Consider the following 23,388-nt stretch of genomic DNA (forward strand, 5'->3'; position numbering starts at 1 on the left):
TCGGCTTGCTCGGCTTGCTCGGCTGAGCGGGCTTAGTCGGCTTGCTCGGCTTTTCGGACTCGGACGTAGACGGAGTTGTCGTCTCAGACGGCTCTTCCGGCTGTGTCGTCTCCGGCTGCTCGGACGGCTCATCGTCGCTCGGCGTTGCCGGAACCGTGGACGTGGTCGGCTCAGTCGAGCTGGTCTCCGGTGCGGTCGTCTCCTCGGACGGAGTTTCGCTTTCCTCAGTCGGGGTGTCTTCCGGCTTCTCCGGAACCTCGCCGGTCACGGTCTGGCTAGCGTCGTTGATGTCTGCGTGGTCAGCGATCTCATTGACCTGACCAGCGCTTTCCTTACCAGTCGAGTCAACCTCATCAGAGGTCAGGTGCTCGAACACGACAGCCTCGGCAACAGGAGTCTTAACAGAGCCAGACACCTCAAGAGTGACAGTCACAGTACCGCTTGCCGACGTCGGCTTGAACGTCGCCTCGCCATGACCAATCACAGAGCCATCAGCCTTGTTAACCAGTTCACCGGAGAGGGTGTAGTTCTTACCAGGCACCAGGCCCTCGAAATGCACGGTGTCGACAACCTTGGCATTAGCCTCAATGCGGTTGCCCTGAAGCTCGGCTACCGTGCGCAGCTCCGGCTCCAGCGGCGTATCAGCTGGCTCGCTCGGCTTAGACGGTTCGGTAGTCTCAGTCGGCTCGGTCGGTTCCGTGGTCTGCGACTCAGTGCTGTCAGTCGGCTCGGTCGGTTCCGTCGGAGCGGCCGGCTTCGTGGACTCGGTCGGTTCCGTCGGAGCGGCCGGCTTCGTGGACTCGGAGGTGTTAGGAGTAGTCGTCGAAGAGCTCGGCTGCTCTTCGCTTTCCGACGTCGTCGGAGTCTCAGACTCACTGGTCTCAGAAGTAGCGGTCTCGCTGGACGACGGCTCCGTTGTTTCTTCGGTCGTCTCCTCGGTCGTCTCTTCGCTCGTCGGGGTCTCTTCGGAGGTCGACGGCTGCTCCGGCTTTTCGCCGTGAACGGTCTGAGCTGCGTCGTTGATGTCCTCGTGGGTAGCGATTTCTACCCGCTGACCATCGGTGTTGTCCTGGCCATCGGCGGTGACCTCTGTCGAGGTCAGCTTTTCAAATGCAACAGCAGCGGATACCGGCTCATCTACATCATCGGAGACGGTAATCATGACGGCCTGCTCACCCGAAGAGGTCTCCGGAGTGAATTCGACGCTGCCGGTACCCAGGATGCGATCAGCATTGATCTTGTCCACCAGGGTGGCGTCCAGGCGGTAGTTCTTACCCGGAACAAGGTCGGTGAACTTCACGATGTCCTTAACCACAGCGCCCGCAACAATCTTGTTGCCGTTCAGGCGAGCCTGCGTGGAGATCGACGGCTTACGCGTCTTCGGCTTTTCTGGCTCAGACGGCTTGGTCGACTCGGACGGAGTCGTGGTCTCCGCAGGCGTGGTCGGAGTAGTCGGCTTCTCCGGCTCAGTCGGCTTTTCCGGCTCGGTTGGCTGTTCCGGCTCAGATGGCTTTTCTGGCTCGGACGGCTTCGTCGGCTCTGCCGGAACTTCACCGGAAGACGGAGTGACATTGTCAATCACAATGATGTCTTGTTTCTTACCATTGTTGAAAATGTAGCCAGTGCGGTTCGTACCGTCGACAGTGCCCTGACCGACGTTAGCCGGACCAGTGAGGTAGTCGTAGACAGCCTTCGTCGATGGGTTGTGAATGCCCTGGGAGAAGTCAATGTCATCGGAGAAGTGCCACAGAGCGAACTGAGTTGCGTTATTGGCGTCCAGCACATTCAGACGTCCTTTAACTCCAGCTGCCTTCCCCAGTTCATCCAAACCAACAGCTGGAGAACCGTGGTGCGCAATCCAGTTGAGCTTCCGGTATCGGTCAAAGTCGTTCCGCAGCTTGTTATTGGTATCTGTACTGCGCGAGAACTGACTGAAGTTCTGCACACGACCGGTGTCATAAAGATCACCGGCGACGCTGGCCTCAATGCAGTAACCCATTTTGTGGCTACCAAATGGAGTTGCAGCCTCGTCAAATGCCGCAATGAGTGGCCCAAAATCACGGACATTTCCATTGGCTTCAACACCCTTAACGGTTCCAGGAACACTCAAAATCTTCTGGATTGTCAGGGTTTCGCCAGTGTCTTCTGCATCCTGCGCATGCGCAATTATTGGAGATTTAGCGAAGAAAAGAGCGAGCACAGCCATGAAGCTAAAAAGCGCCAACCAGCGCTTCTCGTTTGTAAAACGACCGAACATGAGCCCTCCCCCTTCCTTCGATTTCAGTGCGTTATACACCTTTCGCTACCTTTCCAGCCTTCAATGAACAATCAATGACCACGCATAAGCGTCTCCAGCCCCCATCACAGGTAGCCCAGTTGACATCGCCTTCTAATTCTCATTTATAGCGTTGGCCGTCCCCGAATATAACAAATACATTTTATGTTTGTTAGACCATTTAATTAGCACCCCTATTTCCTTTTATTTCAATGCCAATAATTGTTGTTTACATATTTTTTCTGGGGTAGCCATATGGATACCGGACAAATACCAACATTCCACCTTCCTCTACAACACCTAGCCATTCAGCCCAGATAAACCTCCATTACCTGCAGATATGAAGATTTTTTAATAAATCTCCACCCATTAATTCGGGTTGAAATGTCTCCCATGTCACGATTCTTATAATTGTGAGATAAGGCACAGCCGACACCCCACCCCCACCTAATGAAAATGCATCCCAATAAATTCCGAACACAATAATGACACCTCTGAGCTATTTACAAAAACACCCCCCTAGGCGCATTTAATAAGCCACATAATTGTGCGTTAATTGCGGCTGCATAAATTTTTGCCTCTCCACCCCCAGCCCTCTCCATCCGCAGTTAATAGATAAAAGTGGGTCTGATTCAAGGCATTCCAGCAGATCACGTTATGCAAATCGCGCCTGAATAGAGGGCTGCAAATGTGAAACTGTGCGAGTTTATGACACTTTCAAGCCATTTTTCGGGCCATTTTTGTCATAAACGCAGTCAGTTACTCGGATCGACCCCACGTCGCCAGCTATAAACGCAAAAAGCGCCTCCCCACTCCACAAAGAGTGAGAAGGCGCTCGTGCGCTGTTACGCGCTAATCGCCGCGCAAGCTAACAGCTGCGCAGTGCAGTGCCTAAATCGGCTTAGACGGCCTTAGATAGCCTTTGCACCGGTGAGGTCCAGGTCGACTGGCAGGTTGTCACCTGCACCGTCCTCGGCCAGCAGACCACCCTGGTTGTTGCCACCGGTCTGCATGCCCTGCTCTTGGCCGCCAGTCTGGAGGCCACCCTGGTTCTTACCGCCGGTCTGCATGCCCTGCTCTTGGCCGCCGGTCTGGAGACCATTCTGGTTCTTACCGCCGGTTTGGAGGCCCTGCTCCTGGCCACCGTTCTGCAGACCCTGGTCGCCACCGACGTTCTGCAGGCTCTGATCCTGGCCACCGGTCTGGAAACCGGACTGACGCTCACCAATCTGGCCCTTGTCGTTAACCTGGTCGCCGCCGACCTTGTCGCCCTTGTCCAGCTTGTCGCCGCCAATCTGGTCGCCACCGTTCAGCTGGTCGCCACCAGCGTTCTGGAGGCCCTGGTTGCCGCCAACATTCTGCAGAGCGTTGTCCTGATCGCCGCCAACGTTCTGCAGACCCAGGTTGCCGCCCTCAGTCAGAGAGTGGAAGTTCGGGAACAGAGAGTCGACCTGAACCAGTGGGCCCTCCGGGAAGTTCACGTTGAACTCAGGTACCGGCAGCGGAGCCGGTGCTGGCAAGGAGGAAATCAGTTCGCAGATATTGCACAGGTTATCCATGATGATCCTTTAGAAAAATGAAGTGTAGATAAATGGTGTGGCGCGATGCCCAGAGCTGAAGGTAAAGGGCTTCTCGCCTTCTCCTTTGCGGCCACTGCCGTGCTCACACGAAAACCGTACCGGTGATGAAAAACGGTCACAATATAGAAATTCGACCCACTTCAGCCAGGAAATTGGAAACAGAATAACGGCAAAATTTAACCTGCACTTATGCCCAAACGTCGCATGTCACGGGTCACATTGCTAGCCGTTTGGTCACCCCAAACCAGGCTCGCCTTTTCCAGCAGAAACGCCTCGGCACCTAATGAACTGCTCCCCATTAGTTGGACTGAGAAATCAGTTACCGACTAGTGGGGAGTAGTTGTCATTGAGAGCACGAAGTTCGCTAAGTGAATATCAGCGCGAGCAGTTGGTTGAACTATTTGAGCAAGGCATGGGTTATACAGCCGCTGCCAATGCCCTTGGTGTCTCCAAGTATGCCGCCCGTATGCTCTGTCGTCGGTTTAAGCTGCATGCAGGCTATGTCTTGTGGAGAAACCGACTAAGCAGCAGTACTCGTTCGAGATCAAGAAGGAAGTTGTCCAACGCCACCTTGCTGGCGAGACAGCGATGGATCTTGCACGTGAATTTGGCCTGTCATCACAGCAGCTGGTCCGCGGGTGGACGTGGAAATGGCGCAAAGACGGCGATGACGCGTTGAAACCGAAGCCGAAGGGCAGACCCAAAGGATCGGTCACGCCGAAGCCGCTGTCGGAGGAAGACAAGCTGCGTGGCGAAAACGAACGGTTGCGGGCCGAAAATGCCTATCTAAAAAAAATTGCGGGACTTGAGGAATCAGGGACGCGCCTGAAAGTCCAGGCGATTGTCATCCTCAAGTCGCACCACCGCTTGGAGTACCTCCTAGAGGCAGCAGGTATGCCACGGTCGACGTTCTTCTACCACCAGCAACGACTCAGTAAGCCAGATAAGCACGCCGAGCTCAAGCAAGCGATTCGGGAAAGCTTCGAGCGTAACAAGCATCGCTACGGCTACCGACGAGTGCTACTTGACCTGCGCAACCAGGGCTGGGTGGTCAACCACAAACTCGTCTACAAACTCATGTGCGAGATGGGGCTGCGAGCCAAGATCCGCCAACGTAGACCTTATGTTTCCTACACCGGGACGATCAGCCACATTGCCGACAACAAGCTTGACCGCAAATTCACCCCAGATAAGCCAAATACCGTCTTTGTCAGCGACGTCACCGAGTTCAGGGTCGCAGGCCGCAAGGTCTACCTGTCACCGGTGATGGACTTGTTCGACCGCTCAATCGTTGCCCACACTGTGGCTACATCGCCGTCGACAGCGTTGACCACCGATTCTTTGCCCAAGGTGATCGCGGCGTGGGCACCTGAACCCGGGTGGATGATGCACACCGATCAAGGTTTCCAGTACCAGCATGCCTCGTGGCGTGACCTGATCGGCGACAACGGCGGTGTTCAGTCGATGTCGCGTAAAGCCAACTGTTACGACAACGCGGTCATGGAGAACTTCTTCGGCCACGTGAAAACCGAGATGTACCACGGAGAAGTCTTCGACACTGTCGCAGAGTTCAACCAAGTAATCGACGAATACATCCAGTGGTACAACACCGAACGCGTCCAACAACGACTCAAGGGCCTGACCCCGATGCAATATCGAAATCAGACCCTTGAAGCCCTAACCGCCTAGAGTTAAACCAGTCCAACTTTCGGGGACCAGTTCACCTCGGATCCCCGCGGGGCTTTTTCTGCCCCTCACCCTTTCACTTTTGCTTTAGGTAAGGGTAAGTTAACTCCCACTATGACCTCGAACCCAGTTACCCTGAACACTCCGACGAACACTTCCGCCTACCGCGCGGCCTTTTCTGACCACCTACTCTTGGCCGCCCCTTCTGAACCGCACCATCGAATCATCCGCGCCACTGTTTATGACGTCAGCGCCCCGGCAGAAAACCTGCAGAGGATTGTCATCCGCTCCCCCGAGCTAGTCGGCTTTCAGCTTTCCGGCCCGGACGAATTCTTTGGCCTCTTTATGCCGGCTAAGCCCGGCGAGAATCTCCATTTACCCCTCCACGGAGGTGGCGCCAATATCCGCGCAAGCGTTACAGCCATGCCGGAGACCCAACGCCCAAATTTACGTTGGTACACCGTACGCTCACTCGATCCCGAGTGCGGACAGATAACTTTCGACGTGGCGACACATGGCGTCAAAAATCCAAAGGATGAGCACGTCGGACCAGGGCTCGCCTGGGCTCTTGCAACTCGTGTTGGCGACCAGGTAGGCATCTGGACATGCCAGGGCCTCTGGCACCGCGCGCAAAGTTCACAAACACTTATCGCAGACCCATCTGCCGTACCTTCCGTTCGCGCCATTTTGGATTACGCGGATGCGTTTGCCCCGGAACAGTTGCGCGACATACACCTCGTAGTGGTCGCCGAGAACCATGGTGACCTCGAGCCATCCCTCGTCGCCGACTGGGAGAGCAAGCTGGGCAGCCTAGAAGTGCTGTTTAGCGCTACAACGGACTTCAGCACGGCAGTGATGTCCCACCTACAGCAACTGGACCGTGCCGAACACCCCGCAACACAGTCGAAGTACGTCTGGGTCGCGGGTGAAGGACAGCTCTGCAAGGAAGTACGGCGCCACGCAATTCACACCTGGGGCCTCAATAGCGAATCCGTGCAGTGGTGCCCCTATTGGTTCCTAGGCAGGGCACGGCCTTAATTAGCCACAATCCCTCGCGGCACAATAATCGGAGCCATACCGCGGGGATCTTCCCACACCTCGGCATTCAGGCCATATGCCTCGCGCAACACATCCACCGTCAGAGCCTCCTTTGGAGAACCCTCGGCGATCTTTTCCCCTTCCTTCATGACGATCATCTCGTCGCTAAAAGCTCCCGCCAGGCCAAGATCATGAAGTACGGTAATCACCGTCTTGCCCTCTTGAGCGAGCTCCCGCACGATACTTAGAATCTCTATCGCATGTGCCGGATCTAGGTAGGTAGTCGGTTCGTCCAACAGCACAATTGGCGTATCCTGCGCCAACACCATCGCCATCCAGACCCGCTGCCGCTGGCCGCCAGAAAGCTCCGCCACGTCGCGGGCAACAAGATGGTCAACCTTCGTCTTCTTCAGCGCCTCGCGCACTTTTTCTTTATCTTCTGACGCCGTCGCTCCCCCACCCCAGAGCGATCGACGATAAGGGTGCCGTCCGCGCTCCACAAGTTCTCCAACGGTCAATCCCGCCGGACACAGCGGGTGTTGTGGCAAAAGCGCAATTAGTTGGGCGGCTTCGCGCGACCGCAAACTATGCACGTCCTTTTTCTCTACAAGAACCCGTCCTTCGGCGGGAGCAAGCAGCCGAGAAAGCGTCTTGAGCAACGTCGACTTGCCACAACCATTGGGGCCTAAGAGCGTGGTGACCTTCCCGGGCTCTGCAGTGAAAGACACGTCCTTAACAATGCTTGGGCCGTCGTTGTAGCCCACGGTGACGTGATCAACTTGAACGTTCATTGAACCATTCCTTTCAGAGTTCCGCGACGGGCCGCCAACCACACAAGCAACACCAACGCGGGGCCACCGATGATGGCGGTAACCAAACCCACAGGGGATGTAAATGGCAGTGCGCCCGCCACGACGGCGCACGCAGCTAATAGAGCAGCGCCTGCAAAAGTAGAGCACAACGGATGGGGCGTGGGCGTTCCGGCCACCAGCTTGGCCAGCTGAGGAGCCAATAGTGCCACGAATCCAATTGGGCCGACAAAGGAAACCACCACCGCGACAATGCCCGTTGCGGCAATGAGCAAAATAGCGCGCACCCTCGTGACATTTACCCCAAGTGTGGACGCGGTGGCGTCATCATGAGAAAGAAGAGGGACATCGCGCGTAACACAGAGGCCTAAAACTACGAAGGGCAACAGGCCCAACACCATAGGAAACAAAGCTTCCATACGCACAAAGCCGGTAGACCCAGCGAGCCAAGTTTGGGCATCCGTGGCACGAGTTAAGTCAGCCCGGAGCAGGAGATACTGCACTAAAGACTGCGTGAGGAAAGACAGTGCCAGGCCGATGACCACTACGCGCTGCGACGTCCCGAAGCCACCGAGTAGAACGAGCAAACCAACGATCACTAGTGCGCCAAGCAAAGCGAGTGCAGCACGCCACCAGAACGTCGGCACCCCCTCACTCCATGCAGGGCGGGTAACTACGGTGCCCGCCACAACCAAAACCGCCGCGCCGCCGGATACACCGAGAATGTCCGGGCTGGCCAGCGGATTGCGGGCCATGGTCTGAGTCCACGCACCTGCCAGCCCTAGAGCCGCGCCGACCAGAACGGTAGCGATTGCTACAGGCAGGCGGAGATCCCACACCACGTTGATTGCTTGCTGTGTGCCCCCACCGGTGAGAACCTCGATGACTTCCATCGGGCTGAGCTTCACCGCTCCTTGCCCCAGGATTAAGCAGTAACAAAGAGCCGCTACGAGGGCGAACCCTGCCGAAGCCGCCAGGACGCGTCTGCTTCGTGAACGCTTAATACTACGGATAGACGTCATATCGCTCATATCGTCAGCTCCGAGTCATTCGAGGTCGGTGAACTCTTCTTACGTCGCACCGCCAGAATCATCACTGGGGCACCGACAATAGCTAAGACAATGGACATTTCCAGCTCGTTAGGCTGCAGGACGAAGCGGCCCACAATATCGGCTAGCAACACAGCCGCGCCACCAACAATGCCGGTCGGCAGCAAGAGGCGAGTCAGGGACGGGCCGGTAAACGGGCGTAGTAGGTGTGGCACGGCGAAGCCCACGAATGTCACAAGCCCCACAGTGGCTGTCGCCGAGCCGGCGAGGATGATCACCGCTGCGGCAGCCAACAAGCGGGTTCTCGTGGGCGAGCTGCCAAGGGAACGGGCGGAGTCCTCTCCCATCGCAAGTAGATCCAGCGGGCGTGCTGCAAGCGCACCACATAGAGCACCTAGTGCTAGACCTAAAGCAGCTAAGGCCACGTCTTCCATACCCCGCCCAGCTGTAGAGCCAACGGTCCAGCGGCGGAGCCCTTCCAGGGTGTCGGAAGAATAGAGGCTCAGCATATTCGTGGCCGCTTGCAGGGCGAAGGTAACTCCCACGCCCACGAGTACCAGAGTTAGCGGGTTACGCGATACGCGGGAAATCAACAGCACGATTAAGGCAGCGACGGCCGCCCCGACGAGCCCTACAAGTGTCCGCTCCCCGACCGTCGTTGCCCAGCCCAAGGTCAGTGCCGCAGCGACTGCGAAACTTGCTCCAGCGTTCACGCCGATAATGCCGGGATCTGCCAGGGGGTTGCGGGTCCAGCTCTGAGCAATGGCACCCGCCATAGCCAGGGCTGCGCCTGTGATCACAGCCAAGAGGGTGCGCGGAACGCGCAAGTCCCAAATGATGCCGGATTGCGTAGATGGGTGCGGACCATGCATGAGGATGCTGGTCACTTCGCCAATGGAAAGATCTTTGGAACCCAAGTACAGGGAGGCAAGCAGCAGCAAAGCCAAGCCAACGAGTGCGGCCGAAGTAAGCAAACGCCGGGAAAACACCAAAGAATGTCGAGCTCTTGAAACGGACACTTTCAATTAAATTGCGTCAGAGAACTTGTCGACTGCCCAGGGGATGGTCAATGGGTTCGGCATACTCATTGCATTGCCCACGTTTTCGTCCATCCAGCGGACCTTGCCTTCGCGAACAACGTCCAGCTTGCTGAATGTTGGATCCTTCTTCAAGGTATCGGCGGCACCCTGGTAATCAAGGATGAAGAGGTAATCGACGTTGTTGAGGTCGCTGTAGTTCTCAGGTGCGATGTCGCGGTAGAACTCGCCCCCGTTACCTTCGAGCTCCTTCGGGATCTCGAAGCCCAGACTCTTGATAAACTGCCCGCGACCGTCACCGGAGGTGTACAGGCCGATCTTTCCCTGATAAGGCATGACGATAGCCGCACGCTTGCCTTTGAGCTCAGGGTGCTGCTGTTGGAAATCATCGAAGGCCTTCTGCGTTTCTTCGACGAGTTTGTCGCCTTCTTCTTGCTTGTCTACAGCGCCGGCGATCTGGTTGACCTGATCCCGCCAGGGGATCTGCCAGTCCGTGGCACCGTCTGGCTTAACGGTGGTTGGGGCGATGTCATTAAGCGCCTTCTTCGCCTGCGCGTCTACGGCAGAGTTCACCGCAATGATCTTGTCCGGATCAGCGGCGGAGATCTTCTCCAGGATTTCAGCAGTGAATCCGTTGGCAGTACCGTAAACCACTTCAGGCTTGTTGTCGCCGAGCTTTTCGGTAGCCCATGGGCCGACGCCAGATGCATCAACATCTCCCTCAGCACCCCAGGGCGCTACGAGGACTGGTTGGATGCCTAGAGCGAGCAAGGTATCGCTGTCTCCCAGGCCAACTGCGGCGATGCGCTCGTCCCCGGTGCCCTCATTTTTTGACGCCGCCGCGTCGTCGCCTCGGGAGCAACCAGACAGAACAAGAGTGGATGCTGCCAAGACAGCGGCGGTCTTCAGCGCCGCTCGACGGGTCAGCGAATTGTTTCGAAACATGTGAAAGCCTAACGCGTAAGGAACTCTTTGAAACGCTGTAAAGTACCCGTAGCCCCAAGAGACTGATGGCCTCTTTCGGCTACGGCCAACACAGCAATCGAGCCTATATTACACAGGTAAGGCTAACCACACAACAGGCTACCCTAAATTAGTCCGCTTCCTGCTCGGCCGCTACCGACTCCATCGCCGCCCTGGCCACCGTCGCCACGCTGGCCACCCTAGCCACCCTGGCCACTGTCACCGCCCTGGCCACCCTAGCCACCCTGGCTCTCAATGCCGAGATGCTCGCGCTATTGCAACTCGTGGCACCAACTGTCGGAAAAGTTGCACTTCGAAGGTCGAAATGTCGCTAGAACGGGAATCTGTCAGCACAGGCGCGCCTCCGAATTTTGCGTCAATTCCCTGACCTGCAGTTTTGCGGAGCTGCAAATCAGTGTCTTTAACGCATTCCCGTTCTAGCGACATTCACCCCTGCTAGCGCCCCAAATACGGCGCCGTCGGCCACGCATTCCCGGTCTAGCGACATCTGCACATCCTCACGCCACCAAATAGGGCGCCGGCGCCTCCCGTCACGCAATCCCCCCAGCACTGCGCTCGCACAATCTCACATTCCGCTGGCGCTGCAGCCAAGCGGAAAGCGTGGGCGTCAATAAGAAAAAATAGGCCCCCTACCGCAACAATGTGAACTGCTCCCCATTAGTTGGACTGAGAAATCAGTTACCGACTAGTGGGGAGTAGTTGTCATTGAGAGCACGAAGTTCGCTAAGTGCCGAGGCTTAACTTTTTGCGCTTTTAAGTACTGCGCTCAACTACTGGTCAGCGACCAACAACTCCGCAATCTGGATGGTATTCAGAGCAGCGCCCTTACGCAGATTGTCGCCAGAGACAACCAGCACCAGGCCACGCCCCTCCGGAACCGACTGATCGACACGGATACGACCCACCAGGGACTCATCCACACCAGCGGCGGCAAGCGGATTCGGAACGTCAACGACCTTCACGCCCGGCGCGGACTCCAGCAGCTCGGTTGCCTTCTCCACGGACAGCGCATTCTCAAACTCAGCGTGAATCACCAGCGTGTGGCCAGTGAACACCGGAACACGCACACAAGTACCAGCAACAGCCAGCTCAGGGATAGACAGAATCTTGCGGGACTCATTGCGGAGCTTCTGCTCCTCATCGGTCTCCAGTGAACCGTCATCAACAAAGTTTCCAGCCACCGGCAGCGCGTTGAAAGCAATCGGTGCGACATACGGACCAAAGTCCTCCGCAACCAGAGCCGAACCATCAGTGGTCAGCTTCTCCAGGTTGTCGATGTTCTCGCGCACCTGGCCAGCCAGAGTATTCACGCCAGCAAGGCCCGAACCCGAGACGGCCTGGTAGGAGGACACACGCAGACGCTGCAACCCGGCCTCGTCGTGAAGCGGCTTGAGCACCGGCATCGCGGCCATCGTGGTGCAGTTCGGATTAGCGACAATTCCCTTCGGGATGTCCTGCAAAGCATCCGGGTTGACCTCGGAGACCACCAACGGGACCTCCGGATCCTTACGCCACGCCGACGAGTTATCAACAACAACAGCGCCAGCAGCCGCAAAACGCGGAGCCTGCTCCTTCGACAGCGTGCCGCCAGCGGAGAACACCGCGACATCAATGCCCTTCAGATCCTCGTCAGAAGTAGCCGCGACATCCTCGACAACAACCTTCTCGCCGCGGAACTCCAGCTCCTTGCCCGCGCTACGGGCAGAAGCGAAGAAACGAACCTTATCGGCCGGGAAATTACGCTCCGCCAACAGGGTGCGCATCACACGACCAACCTGGCCAGTGGCACCAACAACAGCAATCGTGGTCATTAGAACTCCTTAACGTCCCGTACCAGCGTAAACAACAGCCTCAGTGTCGCCACCGAGATTGAAAGCGTCGTGCAGGGCCTTCACAGACTTGTCGACATCCTGGTCATTAACCAGCACCGAGATACGAATCTCAGAAGTGGAAATCAGATCGATATTCACACCCTCATCAGCGAGCGCCTCACAGAACGTCGCAGTCACACCCGGGTGGGACTTCATGCCAGCACCGACCAAGGAGACCTTGCCCACGTGATCGTCGTAAAGCACGTCCTTCCAGTCGTTGTCAGCCTGCAGCTTCTTCAGCAACGCCATCGCCTTCGGAGCATCCTCGCGCGGGCACGTGAAAGTAATGTCAGTGCGGTTATCCGCGACGGTGGAGACGTTCTGCAGCACCATATCGATGTTGATCTCCGCATCCGCAACAGCACGGAACATCTTCGCCGCCTGGCCCGGATCATCCGGAATGCCCAGCACGGTCACCTTCGCCTCGGAGCGGTCATGAGCCACACCGGTCAACACTGCTTCTTCCATAGGGATATCCTCCATCGATCCATCAACAAGGGTGCCAAGTTCATTGCTATACGACGAACGCACACGCAACGGGACGTTAAACGCGCGGGCGTATTCGACACTTCGCAGCTGCAAAATCTTCGCGCCAACCGCGGCCATCTCCAGCATCTCCTCGAAGGAAATGGTGTCCAAGCGCTGTGCATCCGGCACAATGCGCGGATCCGCCGTGTACACGCCATCCACGTCGGAGTAAATCTCGCAGACGTCTGCCTCCAGAGCTGCCGCGAGAGCGACCGCAGTGGTATCCGAGCCACCACGGCCCAGCGTAGTGACGTCCTTGGTCTCGCGGTTCACACCCTGGAAACCGGCCACCAGGCAGATGTGGCCCTCGTCGAGAGCCTCGCGGACACGGCCCGGAGTGACCTCGACAATGCGGGCGTTACCGTGGCGCTCCGTAGTAATTACGCCGGCCTGCGAACCGGTAAAAGAACGGGCCGATGCGCCGAGGCTTGCGATTGCCATAGCGACCAGCGCATTAGAAATACGCTCACCGGCGGTCAGGAGCATGTCCATCTCGCGTCCCGGCGGGACCGGGTTGACCTGCTCAGCGAGGTCCAGAAGCTCATCGGTGGTGTCGCCCATTGCCGAGCAGACAACCACGACGTCATTGCCCTGCTTTTTGGTTTCCACAATTCGTTCTGCAACACGACGAATGCGTTCGGCGCTCTCCAGGGATGAACCACCGTACTTCTGCACAACCAGTGCCATGGTCGGCAACCTCCAAAAACTAGGCAACTATATGCACGTAACTATTATTGACTCAATTTACTTGAGTCGCATTCGTAATTACATAGTGGGTTACCAAAACGTAGCTTGCGGGGGTTGTGTGGAGGGTTTGGATCGGGTTGCGTAGGGGTTGCGGGGTTATTGGGCATGGGTTGGGTGCGGATCGGACGCTGCTGCGGGCTGCAAATGTGAAACTGACTAAGTTTATGACAAAAATATGCCCTGAAACTTGTCAAAACTGACATAAACCTAGTCAGTAACTCTCGGTACTGTGCCAAGAACTCCGGGCTCAGCCAGCTCCACTCCGGGCTCAGTCAGCTTCTTGGCCGAACCAGCTAATTCCCGAGGCGCTGCGGGCACCAAGCACTGCCCCGCCCAACCCCTGCGAAGTGGACATGACAAGTGTTGCGTGCCTAGCATCTCCTACGTGAACAATGACCTTCTCGCAGCGATACTGGCACTGCTGTCCGCACTCAGCATCGCGTGGGGAACCGTCATCCGCCACAACCTCTCCGGAACACTGGAAGAGGGCACCAGCACACTTCGCGGAGTGGCGAAGACCCTGAAGCTGCCGCGCTGGTGGCTGGGCTCGGGCCTGGCGATTGCCGGGTATGTATTTCAGGTCACGGCGTTGGCATTCGGCACGTTGCTCCTGGTGCAGCCGTTGCTGGTCATGAAGCTGATGCTCACGCTCCCGCTGGCAGCGAAGGTCAACGGTCGGCGGATTTCGCGGTCAGAGATGATCTGGTCCGTGGCGCTTACTTTTGCGGTGGCGACGCTGGTGTTGCTCGGCAAGCCGACTGCCGGCTCCACCGATATCCCCACCTACCTGTGGGGATGGGCTCTCGCCGTCGGTGGCGTGGTCACCTGCGGGCTTTACGCCGCTGCAGTTCAGTGGCCCAACACCGGCACCGGCGCCGGCGGCGGCTCAGACACCAAACAGCGCGGAGTGCTGCGCCAGAACCCGAAGGCCCTACTGCTCGGCACGGCAACCGGCTGGCTGTACGGCTTCGTCGCGTTGCTGTCTAAGTCGGTGGTCGATACTTATGTCAATGACGGACTCGTCCAACTCCTGCTCTCCTGGGAACTCTGGCTGCTGGTGGCACTGGCGGTTATTGGCGTCGGCCTGCAGCAGGCGGCTTTTAACGCGGGACCGTTGCAGGCTTCGCTGCCAGCTATGACCGTCGTGGAGCCGATCGTTGCCTTCAGCTTGGGATACATCGTTCTTGGTGAGCGCTTCCAGGCGGTTGGTGTGCAGTGGGTGGCGCTGTTTATCGCACTGGTGACCATGATTTCTGCCACTATTGCCCTGGCGGCTCGGCCGGCAGAGGCGACCTCCACAAGCTCCACAAGCGCCCCAAGCACCGAAAACACCGCAGACACCGCGACCACCGACGCCCCAAGCATCGCAAACACCGCAGACACCGACACCACAAGCACCGCAAACACCACCACAGATTCCACCGATGCCACAGCACGGTGAGTAGAGTTCAGCTCTCCCGGGTTGCATGACCTAAATTGGTATGTGCACTTATTAAGTCGTTAGCGATTTGTCGGCCTGGCTATCCCTGCCCGGGAACTGTCCCTGGTGAGAAAGACCCGTGGCCGCTATGCACAAGGTCACCAAAGGTAGGACTCGATGGGGCGTCATTCCCATTCCAAGCGGGCAACTTCCAAGCGGGCATCTAAACCGACATCTAAGCGGAAGTCCGAACGCGCAAACGATACTAACGCCAGCGCCGCATCCAAAACCCAAGCAAAGCCCCAAAAAGGCAAGAAGCTCAACTCGAACACCATCATCGCCCTGCTGTTGATCATTGGTGGTTTGGGAGTGCTGCTGTACCCGGTTGTCGCAACGCAGTGGAACAACTTCCTGCAGGCCCGCGCCGCAGATGAATACTCCAAGCTGGAGAAATCCGCTCCTCCTGAGGTCTTGGACACCGCCTGGAATGAGGCCCACGAGTACAACGCCAGCCTCGGCGAGGTCAATCCCGGCGACGCCTGGACCACCTCCGATGACGAGTCTTCCCCGGAGTACCAGCGCTACCGCCACTACCTCGACGTGCTTGGCGAGACCGACGCGCTCGGCCGCATCGTCATCCCGTCCATCAACTCTGACCTGCCCATTTTCCACGGCACGTCGGAAAAGTCGCTCTCGCGCGGTGTCGGTCACCTCTACGGCACCGACTTCCCGGTCGGCGGAGTGGGCGAGGGTGAAGGTCGTCACGCGTCGCTGTCGGCGCATACGGGTCTGCAAAATGCGACGCTGTGGGACAACCTCGACAAGGTCAAGAAGGGCGACGCGTTCTACATCGCAGTCGCGGGTCACAAGTTGAAGTATGAGGTCCACGACGTAGCCGTCGTAAAGCCGGATGAAACCGATGCTTTACGACGCGTCCCCGGAGAAGACCTGATCACCCTGATTACGTGCACGCCTTACGGCATTAACACGCACCGACTGCTGGTGACGGGGCATCAGGTGCCGATGGATCCTGACGAGGAGTCCGTGTTCGACGGCAGCGGTTCGCAGTGGCAGTGGTGGATGTGGGCCATCCTGGCAGCAGCGGCGGTGATCATTGCGCTGCTGATTTGGTGGCTGCGGAAGCTCTCGCGCGACGGCAAGGGCGAGCCGGAAGCCGAGCGCGAGAGCGACGAGACAGAGAATGACGAGGCGGAGGATTAGGCCCCCTTACGAAGTCGCCATCACCTTCGTCTCCTCGATTGCGTTCTTGATCTCGTTGATTCCCTTTTCAAAGATGCGCTGAAGGCCCAGCGCCAGAATCAGCGACGGGATGATGAACAGCGCCAACATGAACATCAGCTTCCAGTAGTCTGCCTCATAGATACCGGCGATGGAGCTGCGGAACATATCGATCGCGTAGGTACCCGGCAGCCAAGGGCTAATGTTCTGGACCCACTGTGGCACCAGCGGCAGCGGATACGCGCCACCTGCGGCCGAGACCTGCATCACCAGCAACAGCACGCAGATGGCCTTGCCGGCGTTGTCGAAGGTGAAGACGAACGAGAAGACGATCATCATAAACACCAGCGAAATCACCCAGCCGGCCAGCAGCATCAGGAATCGGTGCGCGGGCTCGATGCCCACGTACACCTGGAGTCCCAACACCATCAGTGTGGACTGAACCAGGCCCACGCTGGCGAAGGTGGCGAACCGGCCGAAGTACTTCTCGACGCGGGTGTAGTCATCGGCCTGCGCAGCGTTGATTTGTGCGTCACTGGTCGGCTCGTCGATTTCATCGCTGGCTGCATCGCCCTGCGCATCATCGACTGCATCGCTGACCACATTCTCGGCCTCATCATCGCCGACCTTCTGACCGCCGCGGCTACGGACCGTGGTGCGGATCAGCACCGACGACAGCAGCGCACCGATCCACAGCGCGAGGGCCGCATAGAACGGCGCCATACCCGCACCGAAGCTCTGGACTGGGAAGACGGGGTCTTCCTCGACCTGCACCGGCGCGGCCAACTGCGCTGCCAGGGCACTTGGGTCATCACCGACGGCCTCAGCAATTCGCGAGAGGTCCCCGGTGTCCTTCGCCTCTTCCAGCGCGTTGTGAATCTCGTCGAAGCGAGCGGCCAGATCATCAAAACGGTTGCTCAGACCCATCGTGGCGGCGCTGGTCTTACGCAGCGTGTCCACCGGCGAGCCGGAAATCGTACCGCGGATGCCGCGAATGTCCTCGCCAATGACCTCGATGTCGTTGCTCAGACGCGACACCGGCTCCGACAGTGCGTCGATCTGCGGGCGCAGGTTCTGCTCGTAGGAGTTTTTGGCATTTTCCACAGCGGCAATCGCAGCCGTGAAAGCGTCCTTCGCCTGGCTTATCGACGATCCCGTATCCCGGCCACCGCGCAAATCCGCCGCCACGGCGGAGAAACTCTCCTGCAGCCCACGGGTGCGAGCAATCGAGGTGTTCAGATCGGAAATCGCGCGGTCGTAGCCCGGCTTAGCGACACCCGGAACCACTGCCCCCACGGTGTCTTCCAGGCGGTCGCGCATCGCAGTCAGACCGTCGGCCTGCTGGCCGAATTTGGCCGCCATCGCATCGAAGGTATCCGCGGTCGCGCCGCTGGTGGCCTGGGTGCCGTCGACAAGCTCGTTGACGCGGTCGCGCACGCCTTCGTAGCTCGACTGCGTTGCGTCGAGCGCCGTGCTAACCGAGTCGCGAACATTGCCGACCGCGGCTTCCAGATCGCCTGCGACGTTGCCGTCACCCGAACCATTGCGCAGAATGTCCATCCGCGCACCAGCGTTTTCCAAAATGGAATCCGCGGTCTCCACCAGCGGCACGGTGGTCTCCACCAGCGTGGACAGCGAACGAGCAGTCTGCGCACCGGAGCGCAGCCGCGCGGCGGTGTCATCAACGCGGTTTTGCACGCGCGTCAGTGCCTGCTTGGAGTCGGAGGTGTTTAGATACTCATCCAGCGAGGTGATCACGCCCAGCCCAACACTGGCGACGACCTGCGTGAAGTTCTTGTCAATCTCCTGAATAACGCCACTCGCGCCCTTACTCGTAATGATTGACGAAAGCGCGTTCTTCTTCTCATTCGTATAGAGCGTCAGCTTAGGCGCCTTGGTGCCTCGGACGTAGAAGGTCATCAGTTCAGTACTGAAGTTCTCCGGAAGCACGATTGCCGCGTAGTAGTCACCGGACTTAGTGCCGTCGATGGCGTCCTCAGAATCCGTAATCTGCCAGTCAATTTCGTGGTTACGGCTCAGCTTCGACAGCACCTCATTGCCCAAGTTGACGTCAATCGCACCGATATCCGTGCGATGACCACGGTCATTACTGGCGACCGCAATCTTCAGCTTTTCGGTGTTCTCAAACGGCTCCCAGCTGGCCAGCACATTAAAGCAGGTGAACAGCAGCGGAATCAGCACCAGACCGAAAACCATGATGCCGGTCATCGTGTTCTGGCGGATCACCCGAAAGTCATTCCGCACAATTTCAAGAACGTTTCTCATTAGGCTTCACCTTCTGGGGAAGTCTTCACGCTTGCCGACGACACCTTCGTCTGTGGCTCAAACGTATCGCCAGCATTTTCCAACGAGTACGCATGCGGATGGGAAGTCTGGTGCTCCATGTAGGCGCGCAGCTCCTCCTCCGACATCTCGCTGAGCTCCTGGGCGTGAATCACAGACTGCTTGACGTACTCGCGCACCGCGATGTAGGCGAGGCAGAGCAGCACAAACAGGCAAGCCAGACCGAAGAACAGGGCCTTCTGATCCGGGTAGTTACGGGCCAAAATACCCAGCACCACCAGGGCGGCCACGGCGATGCCAATGGCCATGCGCATGAACAGCGTGTAGCTGCCACGCAGATTCTCCATCCGCTCGTCGACTCGCGTCTGGTACTCCTCGCGGTTGCGCAGCGCGAAGACCAGGTCACTGAGCTTGTACCCACTACCGACCAGGTGGACTTCTTCGTTGTTGACCAGACCGCCCTCTTCAAGCTGGTGGTTAACCAAGACGTTGACCGAGGACAGACTGCGACGCAGCCAGTAGCCGACCACGTAGGCGATCGCTGCCATGACCATTAGGGTGAGCATGTTCTTCAGGTAGTAATTGGAGTAAAAACCACCAATTGTCTCGCGGAGAGCATCAATGCCGTAGGTCAACGGCAAGAACGGATTCAGCGCCTGGAAGAAGTCCGGGGTCATCTCAATTGGATAGAGACCGGCGGCGCCAGGAATCTGAATAAACGCGAGCACTACGGCAATACCACGTCCCACGTGGCCAAACGCCGACACCAAACTGTAAATAATGGCGAGATAACACAACTCCACCACGACACAGGTGAGGACGAACGCAACCGCGCTGACATGCTGCACACCAATGACGATGTCACCGATAGAGACAATCAGCGCCTGGAAAGTAGCGATGATGCCCAGCAGCAATGTGCGGCCCATGTACGCCTGGCCCACCGTGATTTCCTTGAAACCTTCCGCGTCGACTTCCACGCGGAAAATCACAATCAGAATGAACGCACCAATCCACAACGACAGGTTGGTAAACAGCGCCGCCATACCCGAGCCGTAGTGATCCACCGGGAACACGGCCTCGGTCTTAACCTCAGCCGGATCGCTCAGGAACTGCGAGATACCCTCAGGATCGAGGTCGTTGACCATGTTCATGGCTTCGCGCTCTTCGGTGGTGCCCAGGGTAAGGACATCGAGACGCGCAGTTTCCAGACCATCGCGCACACCATCAAGGTCGGCCTTGAAGCTCTCGAGGACCTGATCCGCAGCAGAAAGCTGCCCACTCGTAGCGTCGAGAAGCGCGGACGTTTCCTTGACGGTGTCCTTTTGCGCGCCAAGCGCCGCCGCGTACGAACCCACGCGCGCGTTGAGCTGATTAAGCGCCTTGCTCAACTGCGGGAGTGCGTCCTGGGACGCCTGACGAATCTGATCCGAGGCGGCCTTGCCGTCCTTAGTGGCCTGCGCCAATGCCTCGCTGGTGGCGTTGAGGGAGTCGAGAGTTCCCTGCGCCGAGCCGGAGACGTTCTTCAGACCCTCCACCAGCTCTTTATTGGTGGCGTTGCTCTCGTCGAGCGCATCGATGGTGCGCTGGATTGCCTGCTTATCCGGGCCGTTTAGCGGGTTGGCCTCCAGCAGGGAATTCAGCCCACCAATGACCTGATCCGCCTGGTTGACGATGTCCTCCGCCGCAGCCGTCGCAGAATCCGAACGGGAAATTGCGCCCTGCAGATTGCCAGTCATCGCACCAATCGCGGCGTTGGCGTTGCCGGTGCCCTCCACCAGAGCGGTGCTGCCCTGCAAGTAGGCGTCGTTGAGATCTGCGGAGAAATTCAGGACCTCATTACTGAGCTCACCAGTAATCGCCTGCACCTGCGTCAACGCATCCTGGGCGTCATCGAGGGCCGTGTCCACGCTGCCGAGAGTCTTCTTGATCTGCGCAATCGTCGGCTGCAGATCGCCAATCTGCTCCTGGATAGCACCGACTTCATCGCGGCTATTGGCAACCGCATCGGCGACATCCTGGAAAGCGTCAGCGGAATTGAGACGAGCCGCATCGAACCGCCCCTGCAGCAGGCCGCCAGCTTCCTTAACCTCCTCGGTGACCGCCTTCGCAATCTCCTTATTAAAGGAAGCGGAAATCTGACCATCAATGCCGGACGCGCCCTGCGCCGTGATGTGCGGCGAGATTGCGTTGATCTTCTGGTTAGCGCGGTAGGTCAGTTTTGCTGGATGCCCCTGCCCTTGGATCAGATCGACCATTTCCTGCGAGAAATTCGGCGGAATGGTGATTTCGGCATAGACCTTGCCGCGCTTTAGATCTCGGTCTGCCTTCTCGGCATCGGGGAACTGCCAGCCCAGTTCATGATTTTCTTTTAGTTGTTTGACCACCTGGTTACCGATATTGAGACTTCCGGTAACCGAGGAACTCGCGCCCTTGTCCTCATTCACAATTGCCACGCCGATGTTCTCGGTGTGCTCATACGGATCCCAGAAGCCCGGGATGTTGAACCAGGAATACAAGGCAGGGGTAATCATCACGCCGATGATAATCACCCACACTCTTGGGCTATTGCGGAGACGGCGCAAGTCTCGCTTCAGAATAGACCAGCTAGTTTGCACCTTAAGGACGCTATCATCTTTACCCCGCTAAATACATTGGTCCTAGCTTTAGAACTATCGATGGGTGGGGTGGGTGGCGTGTGGATGGCTGAGCACATTTCCCCCACTAAAACCCCCGAATGATGAAATTCATATAACCAACGGGGTAAGGTACATCACATGCAACGCGGACTACTGCTTCTATGCCGCGGCGGGGCTTGGGTTTAAGGCCGGCTCCCCGTCGCGGGGTTAGTTGTGCCGGCCTACAAGAAAAGTCCGAATTAGAAAGGCCCACAACATGTCTCCTTCCGACGCTTTTATTTCCGCTCCTTCTGTAATCTCCACTCCTGCTGGCGAGATTCCGGAAGGGCAGCCTGCTTGGAATAAGCAGCGCAACTCCCAGATGGCAACCAACCGCTACCTGCCTTACGACCAGGAAGTTCAGGACTTCCAGCTGAAGGACCGCACCTGGCCGGACAAGCGCATTACCAAGGCACCGGTTTGGTGTGCCGTCGACCTGCGCGATGGCAACCAGGCGCTGATTGATCCGATGAGCCCGGAGCGCAAGCGCCGCATGTTCGAGCTGCTGGTTCAGATGGGCTACAAGGAAATTGAGGTCGGATTCCCGTCCGCTTCCCAGACCGATTACAACTTCGTGCGCGAGATCATTGAGAAGAACATGATCCCGGACGACGTCACCATCCAGGTTCTGGTTCAGGCTCGCGAGCACCTGATCCGCCGCACCTTCGAGGCGTGCGCCGGCGCTAAGAACGTCATCGTTCACTTCTACAACTCCACCTCGATCCTGCAGCGCGATGTTGTGTTCCGTAAGGACAAGGACGCAATCAAGAAGATTGCCACCGACGCCGCAGAGCTGATTAAGACCATCGCGAAGGACTACCCGGACACCAACTGGCGTTGGGAGTACTCGCCGGAGTCCTACACCGGCACCGAGGTTGAGTACGCCAAGGAAGTTGTCGACGCCGTGGTTGATGTCATCGACCCGACGCCGGAGAACCCAATCATCATCAACCTGCCGTCGACCGTGGAGATGATCACTCCGAACGTCTACGCAGACTCCATCGAGTGGATGCACCGCAACCTCAACCGCCGCGACTCCATCATCCTGTCGCTGCACCCGCACAACGACCGCGGTACCGGCATCGCCACCGCCGAGCTGGGCTACATGGCCGGCGCCGACCGCATCGAGGGCTGCCTCTTCGGCAACGGCGAGCGCACCGGTAACGTCTGCCTGGTCACCCTGGGCCTGAACATGCTGACCCAGGGCGTCGACCCGCAGATTGATTTCTCCGACATCGACCTGATCCGCCGCACCGTCGAGTACTGCAACCAGCTGCGCGTTCCGGAGCGCCACCCGTACGGCGGCGACCTGGTCTTCACCGCTTTCTCCGGTTCCCACCAGGACGCCGTGAACAAGGGCCTCGACGCAATGGCAGACAAGGTCCGCCCGGGCGCTGCCGTCAAGGAGCTTTCCGACGAGGACCTGCGCGCGGTGACCTGGGAGGTTCCTTACCTGCCCATCGACCCGAAGGACGTTGGTCGTTCTTACGAGGCCGTTATTCGCGTGAACTCCCAGTCCGGCAAGGGTGGCGTGGCCTACATCATGAAGACGGACCACGGCATGAACCTGCCGCGCTCCATGCAGGTTGAGTTCTCCTCCGTCGTACAGGCAGTCACCGACGCCGAGGGCGGCGAGGTCAACTCCAAGGCGATTTGGGACATCTTCGCAGGTGAGTACCTGGACCGCGAGGCTCCACTCGAGCAGATTGCCCTGACTGTCGATGCCCCTCAGAACGAGTCGGATGCCACCAAGATCAAGGCTCACATCGTCTACGAGGGTAAAGAGCAGACCGTCGAGGGTGTCGGCAACGGCCCGCTGGCCGCTTACGCCAACGCTCTGGAGAAGCTCGGCATCAACGTCGAGGTTCAGGAGTACGTCCAGCACGCTCGCACCGCAGGTGACGACGCCGAGGCCGCGGCCTACGTCCTCGCAGATGTCAACGGCACCAAGGTCTGGGGCTCCGGCATCGCTGGTTCCATCACCTACGCGTCGCTGAAGGCAGTCACCAGCGCGGTCAACCGCGCACTGGCTTAAACTCCACATAGTTACTGACTAGGTTTATGACACTTTCGTGGCAAAATTTGTGCTCAAAGTGTCATAAACCTAGTCACTTTCTTTTTGAGGCAAACTATCCAGCGGCCCCTC

Annotated in this window: 14 protein-coding genes and 1 pseudogene; 5 read left to right on the top strand and 10 right to left on the bottom strand. The window is 58.1% G+C overall.

Features of this window, described 5'->3' with window-relative positions:
- Both HMPREF3053_RS11275 and HMPREF3053_RS07885 read right to left on the bottom strand, forming a co-directional pair.
- On the bottom strand, positions 1-2,257 hold a 2,257-nt coding region (locus HMPREF3053_RS11275; protein ID WP_168166701.1), incomplete at its 3' end, for a VaFE repeat-containing surface-anchored protein.
- 929 nt (positions 2,258-3,186) lie between these two features.
- The gene (locus tag HMPREF3053_RS07885) at positions 3,187-3,834 is read right to left on the bottom strand and encodes a hypothetical protein (protein WP_070767545.1); all 648 of its coding nucleotides are present in this window, start codon (positions 3,832-3,834) and stop codon (positions 3,187-3,189) included.
- Positions 3,835-4,353: 519 nt separating this feature from the next.
- On the opposite strand from HMPREF3053_RS07885, the pseudogene HMPREF3053_RS10900 reads away from it, so the two are divergent.
- Positions 4,354-5,544: pseudogene (locus HMPREF3053_RS10900) on the top strand (IS3 family transposase); the annotation flags it as partial.
- Between the two features lie 111 nt (positions 5,545-5,655).
- The gene (locus tag HMPREF3053_RS07895; protein WP_016421889.1) at positions 5,656-6,579 is read left to right on the top strand and encodes a siderophore-interacting protein; all 924 of its coding nucleotides are present in this window, start codon (positions 5,656-5,658) and stop codon (positions 6,577-6,579) included.
- On the opposite strand, the gene HMPREF3053_RS07900 is transcribed toward HMPREF3053_RS07895, so the two are convergent.
- The 6 genes from HMPREF3053_RS07900 to HMPREF3053_RS07925 all read right to left on the bottom strand — a co-directional run bounded on the left by HMPREF3053_RS07900 (position 6,576) and on the right by HMPREF3053_RS07925 (position 13,544).
- Positions 6,576-7,370, bottom strand: coding sequence for an ABC transporter ATP-binding protein (locus HMPREF3053_RS07900; RefSeq protein WP_016421888.1), 795 nt, complete (start codon positions 7,368-7,370; stop codon positions 6,576-6,578). The two genes, HMPREF3053_RS07895 and HMPREF3053_RS07900, sit on opposite strands and share 4 nt — an antisense overlap.
- The gene (locus HMPREF3053_RS07905; RefSeq protein WP_371450598.1) at positions 7,367-8,419 is read right to left on the bottom strand and encodes a FecCD family ABC transporter permease; all 1,053 of its coding nucleotides are present in this window, start codon (positions 8,417-8,419) and stop codon (positions 7,367-7,369) included. The genes HMPREF3053_RS07900 and HMPREF3053_RS07905 overlap by 4 nt, the downstream gene beginning before the upstream one ends.
- Positions 8,416-9,411 carry a FecCD family ABC transporter permease gene (locus HMPREF3053_RS07910; protein ID WP_222865141.1) on the bottom strand — a complete coding sequence of 332 codons (996 nt, stop codon included), beginning with the start codon at positions 9,409-9,411 and terminating at the stop codon, positions 8,416-8,418. Before HMPREF3053_RS07910 ends, HMPREF3053_RS07905 begins: the two co-directional genes overlap by 4 nt.
- Before the next feature lie 51 nt (positions 9,412-9,462).
- Positions 9,463-10,419: an iron-siderophore ABC transporter substrate-binding protein gene (locus HMPREF3053_RS07915; RefSeq protein ID WP_016421885.1), complete on the bottom strand. Its 957-nt coding sequence runs from the start codon at positions 10,417-10,419 to the stop codon at positions 9,463-9,465.
- An 809-nt stretch (positions 10,420-11,228) separates the two neighbouring features.
- Positions 11,229-12,269: an aspartate-semialdehyde dehydrogenase gene (locus HMPREF3053_RS07920; RefSeq protein ID WP_048733178.1), complete on the bottom strand. Its 1,041-nt coding sequence runs from the start codon at positions 12,267-12,269 to the stop codon at positions 11,229-11,231.
- 9 nt (positions 12,270-12,278) lie between these two features.
- Positions 12,279-13,544 (bottom strand): aspartate kinase, encoded by a 1,266-nt coding sequence (locus tag HMPREF3053_RS07925; protein WP_048733180.1) that lies wholly within the window; start codon positions 13,542-13,544, stop codon positions 12,279-12,281.
- 445 nt (positions 13,545-13,989) lie between these two features.
- Here HMPREF3053_RS07925 and HMPREF3053_RS07930 point away from each other — a divergent pair, with 445 nt between their 5' ends.
- A complete protein-coding gene (locus HMPREF3053_RS07930; RefSeq protein ID WP_246819389.1) occupies positions 13,990-15,045 on the top strand; it encodes a DMT family transporter in 1,056 nt (351 codons plus the stop codon).
- A gap of 156 nt (positions 15,046-15,201) precedes the next feature.
- Positions 15,202-16,245: a class C sortase gene (locus HMPREF3053_RS07935; protein WP_016421881.1), complete on the top strand. Its 1,044-nt coding sequence runs from the start codon at positions 15,202-15,204 to the stop codon at positions 16,243-16,245.
- 6 nt (positions 16,246-16,251) lie between these two features.
- On the opposite strand, the gene HMPREF3053_RS07940 is transcribed toward HMPREF3053_RS07935, so the two are convergent.
- Both HMPREF3053_RS07940 and HMPREF3053_RS07945 read right to left on the bottom strand, forming a co-directional pair.
- On the bottom strand, positions 16,252-18,549 hold the full coding sequence (locus HMPREF3053_RS07940; protein ID WP_070767547.1) for a YhgE/Pip domain-containing protein: 2,298 nt from the start codon (positions 18,547-18,549) through the stop codon (positions 16,252-16,254).
- Positions 18,549-21,182, bottom strand: a complete 2,634-nt coding sequence (locus HMPREF3053_RS07945) for a YhgE/Pip domain-containing protein (RefSeq protein WP_070767548.1) — start codon at positions 21,180-21,182, stop codon at positions 18,549-18,551. The genes HMPREF3053_RS07940 and HMPREF3053_RS07945 overlap by 1 nt, the downstream gene beginning before the upstream one ends.
- Positions 21,183-21,459: 277 nt before the next feature.
- On the opposite strand from HMPREF3053_RS07945, the gene leuA reads away from it, so the two are divergent.
- Positions 21,460-23,277, top strand: coding sequence for a 2-isopropylmalate synthase (gene leuA, locus HMPREF3053_RS07950; RefSeq protein WP_049171178.1), 1,818 nt, complete (start codon positions 21,460-21,462; stop codon positions 23,275-23,277).
- Positions 23,278-23,388 lie beyond the last annotated feature (111 nt).

The organism is Corynebacterium sp. HMSC064E07, assembly GCF_001815745.1.
GTDB lineage: Bacteria > Actinomycetota > Actinomycetes > Mycobacteriales > Mycobacteriaceae > Corynebacterium > Corynebacterium jeikeium_D.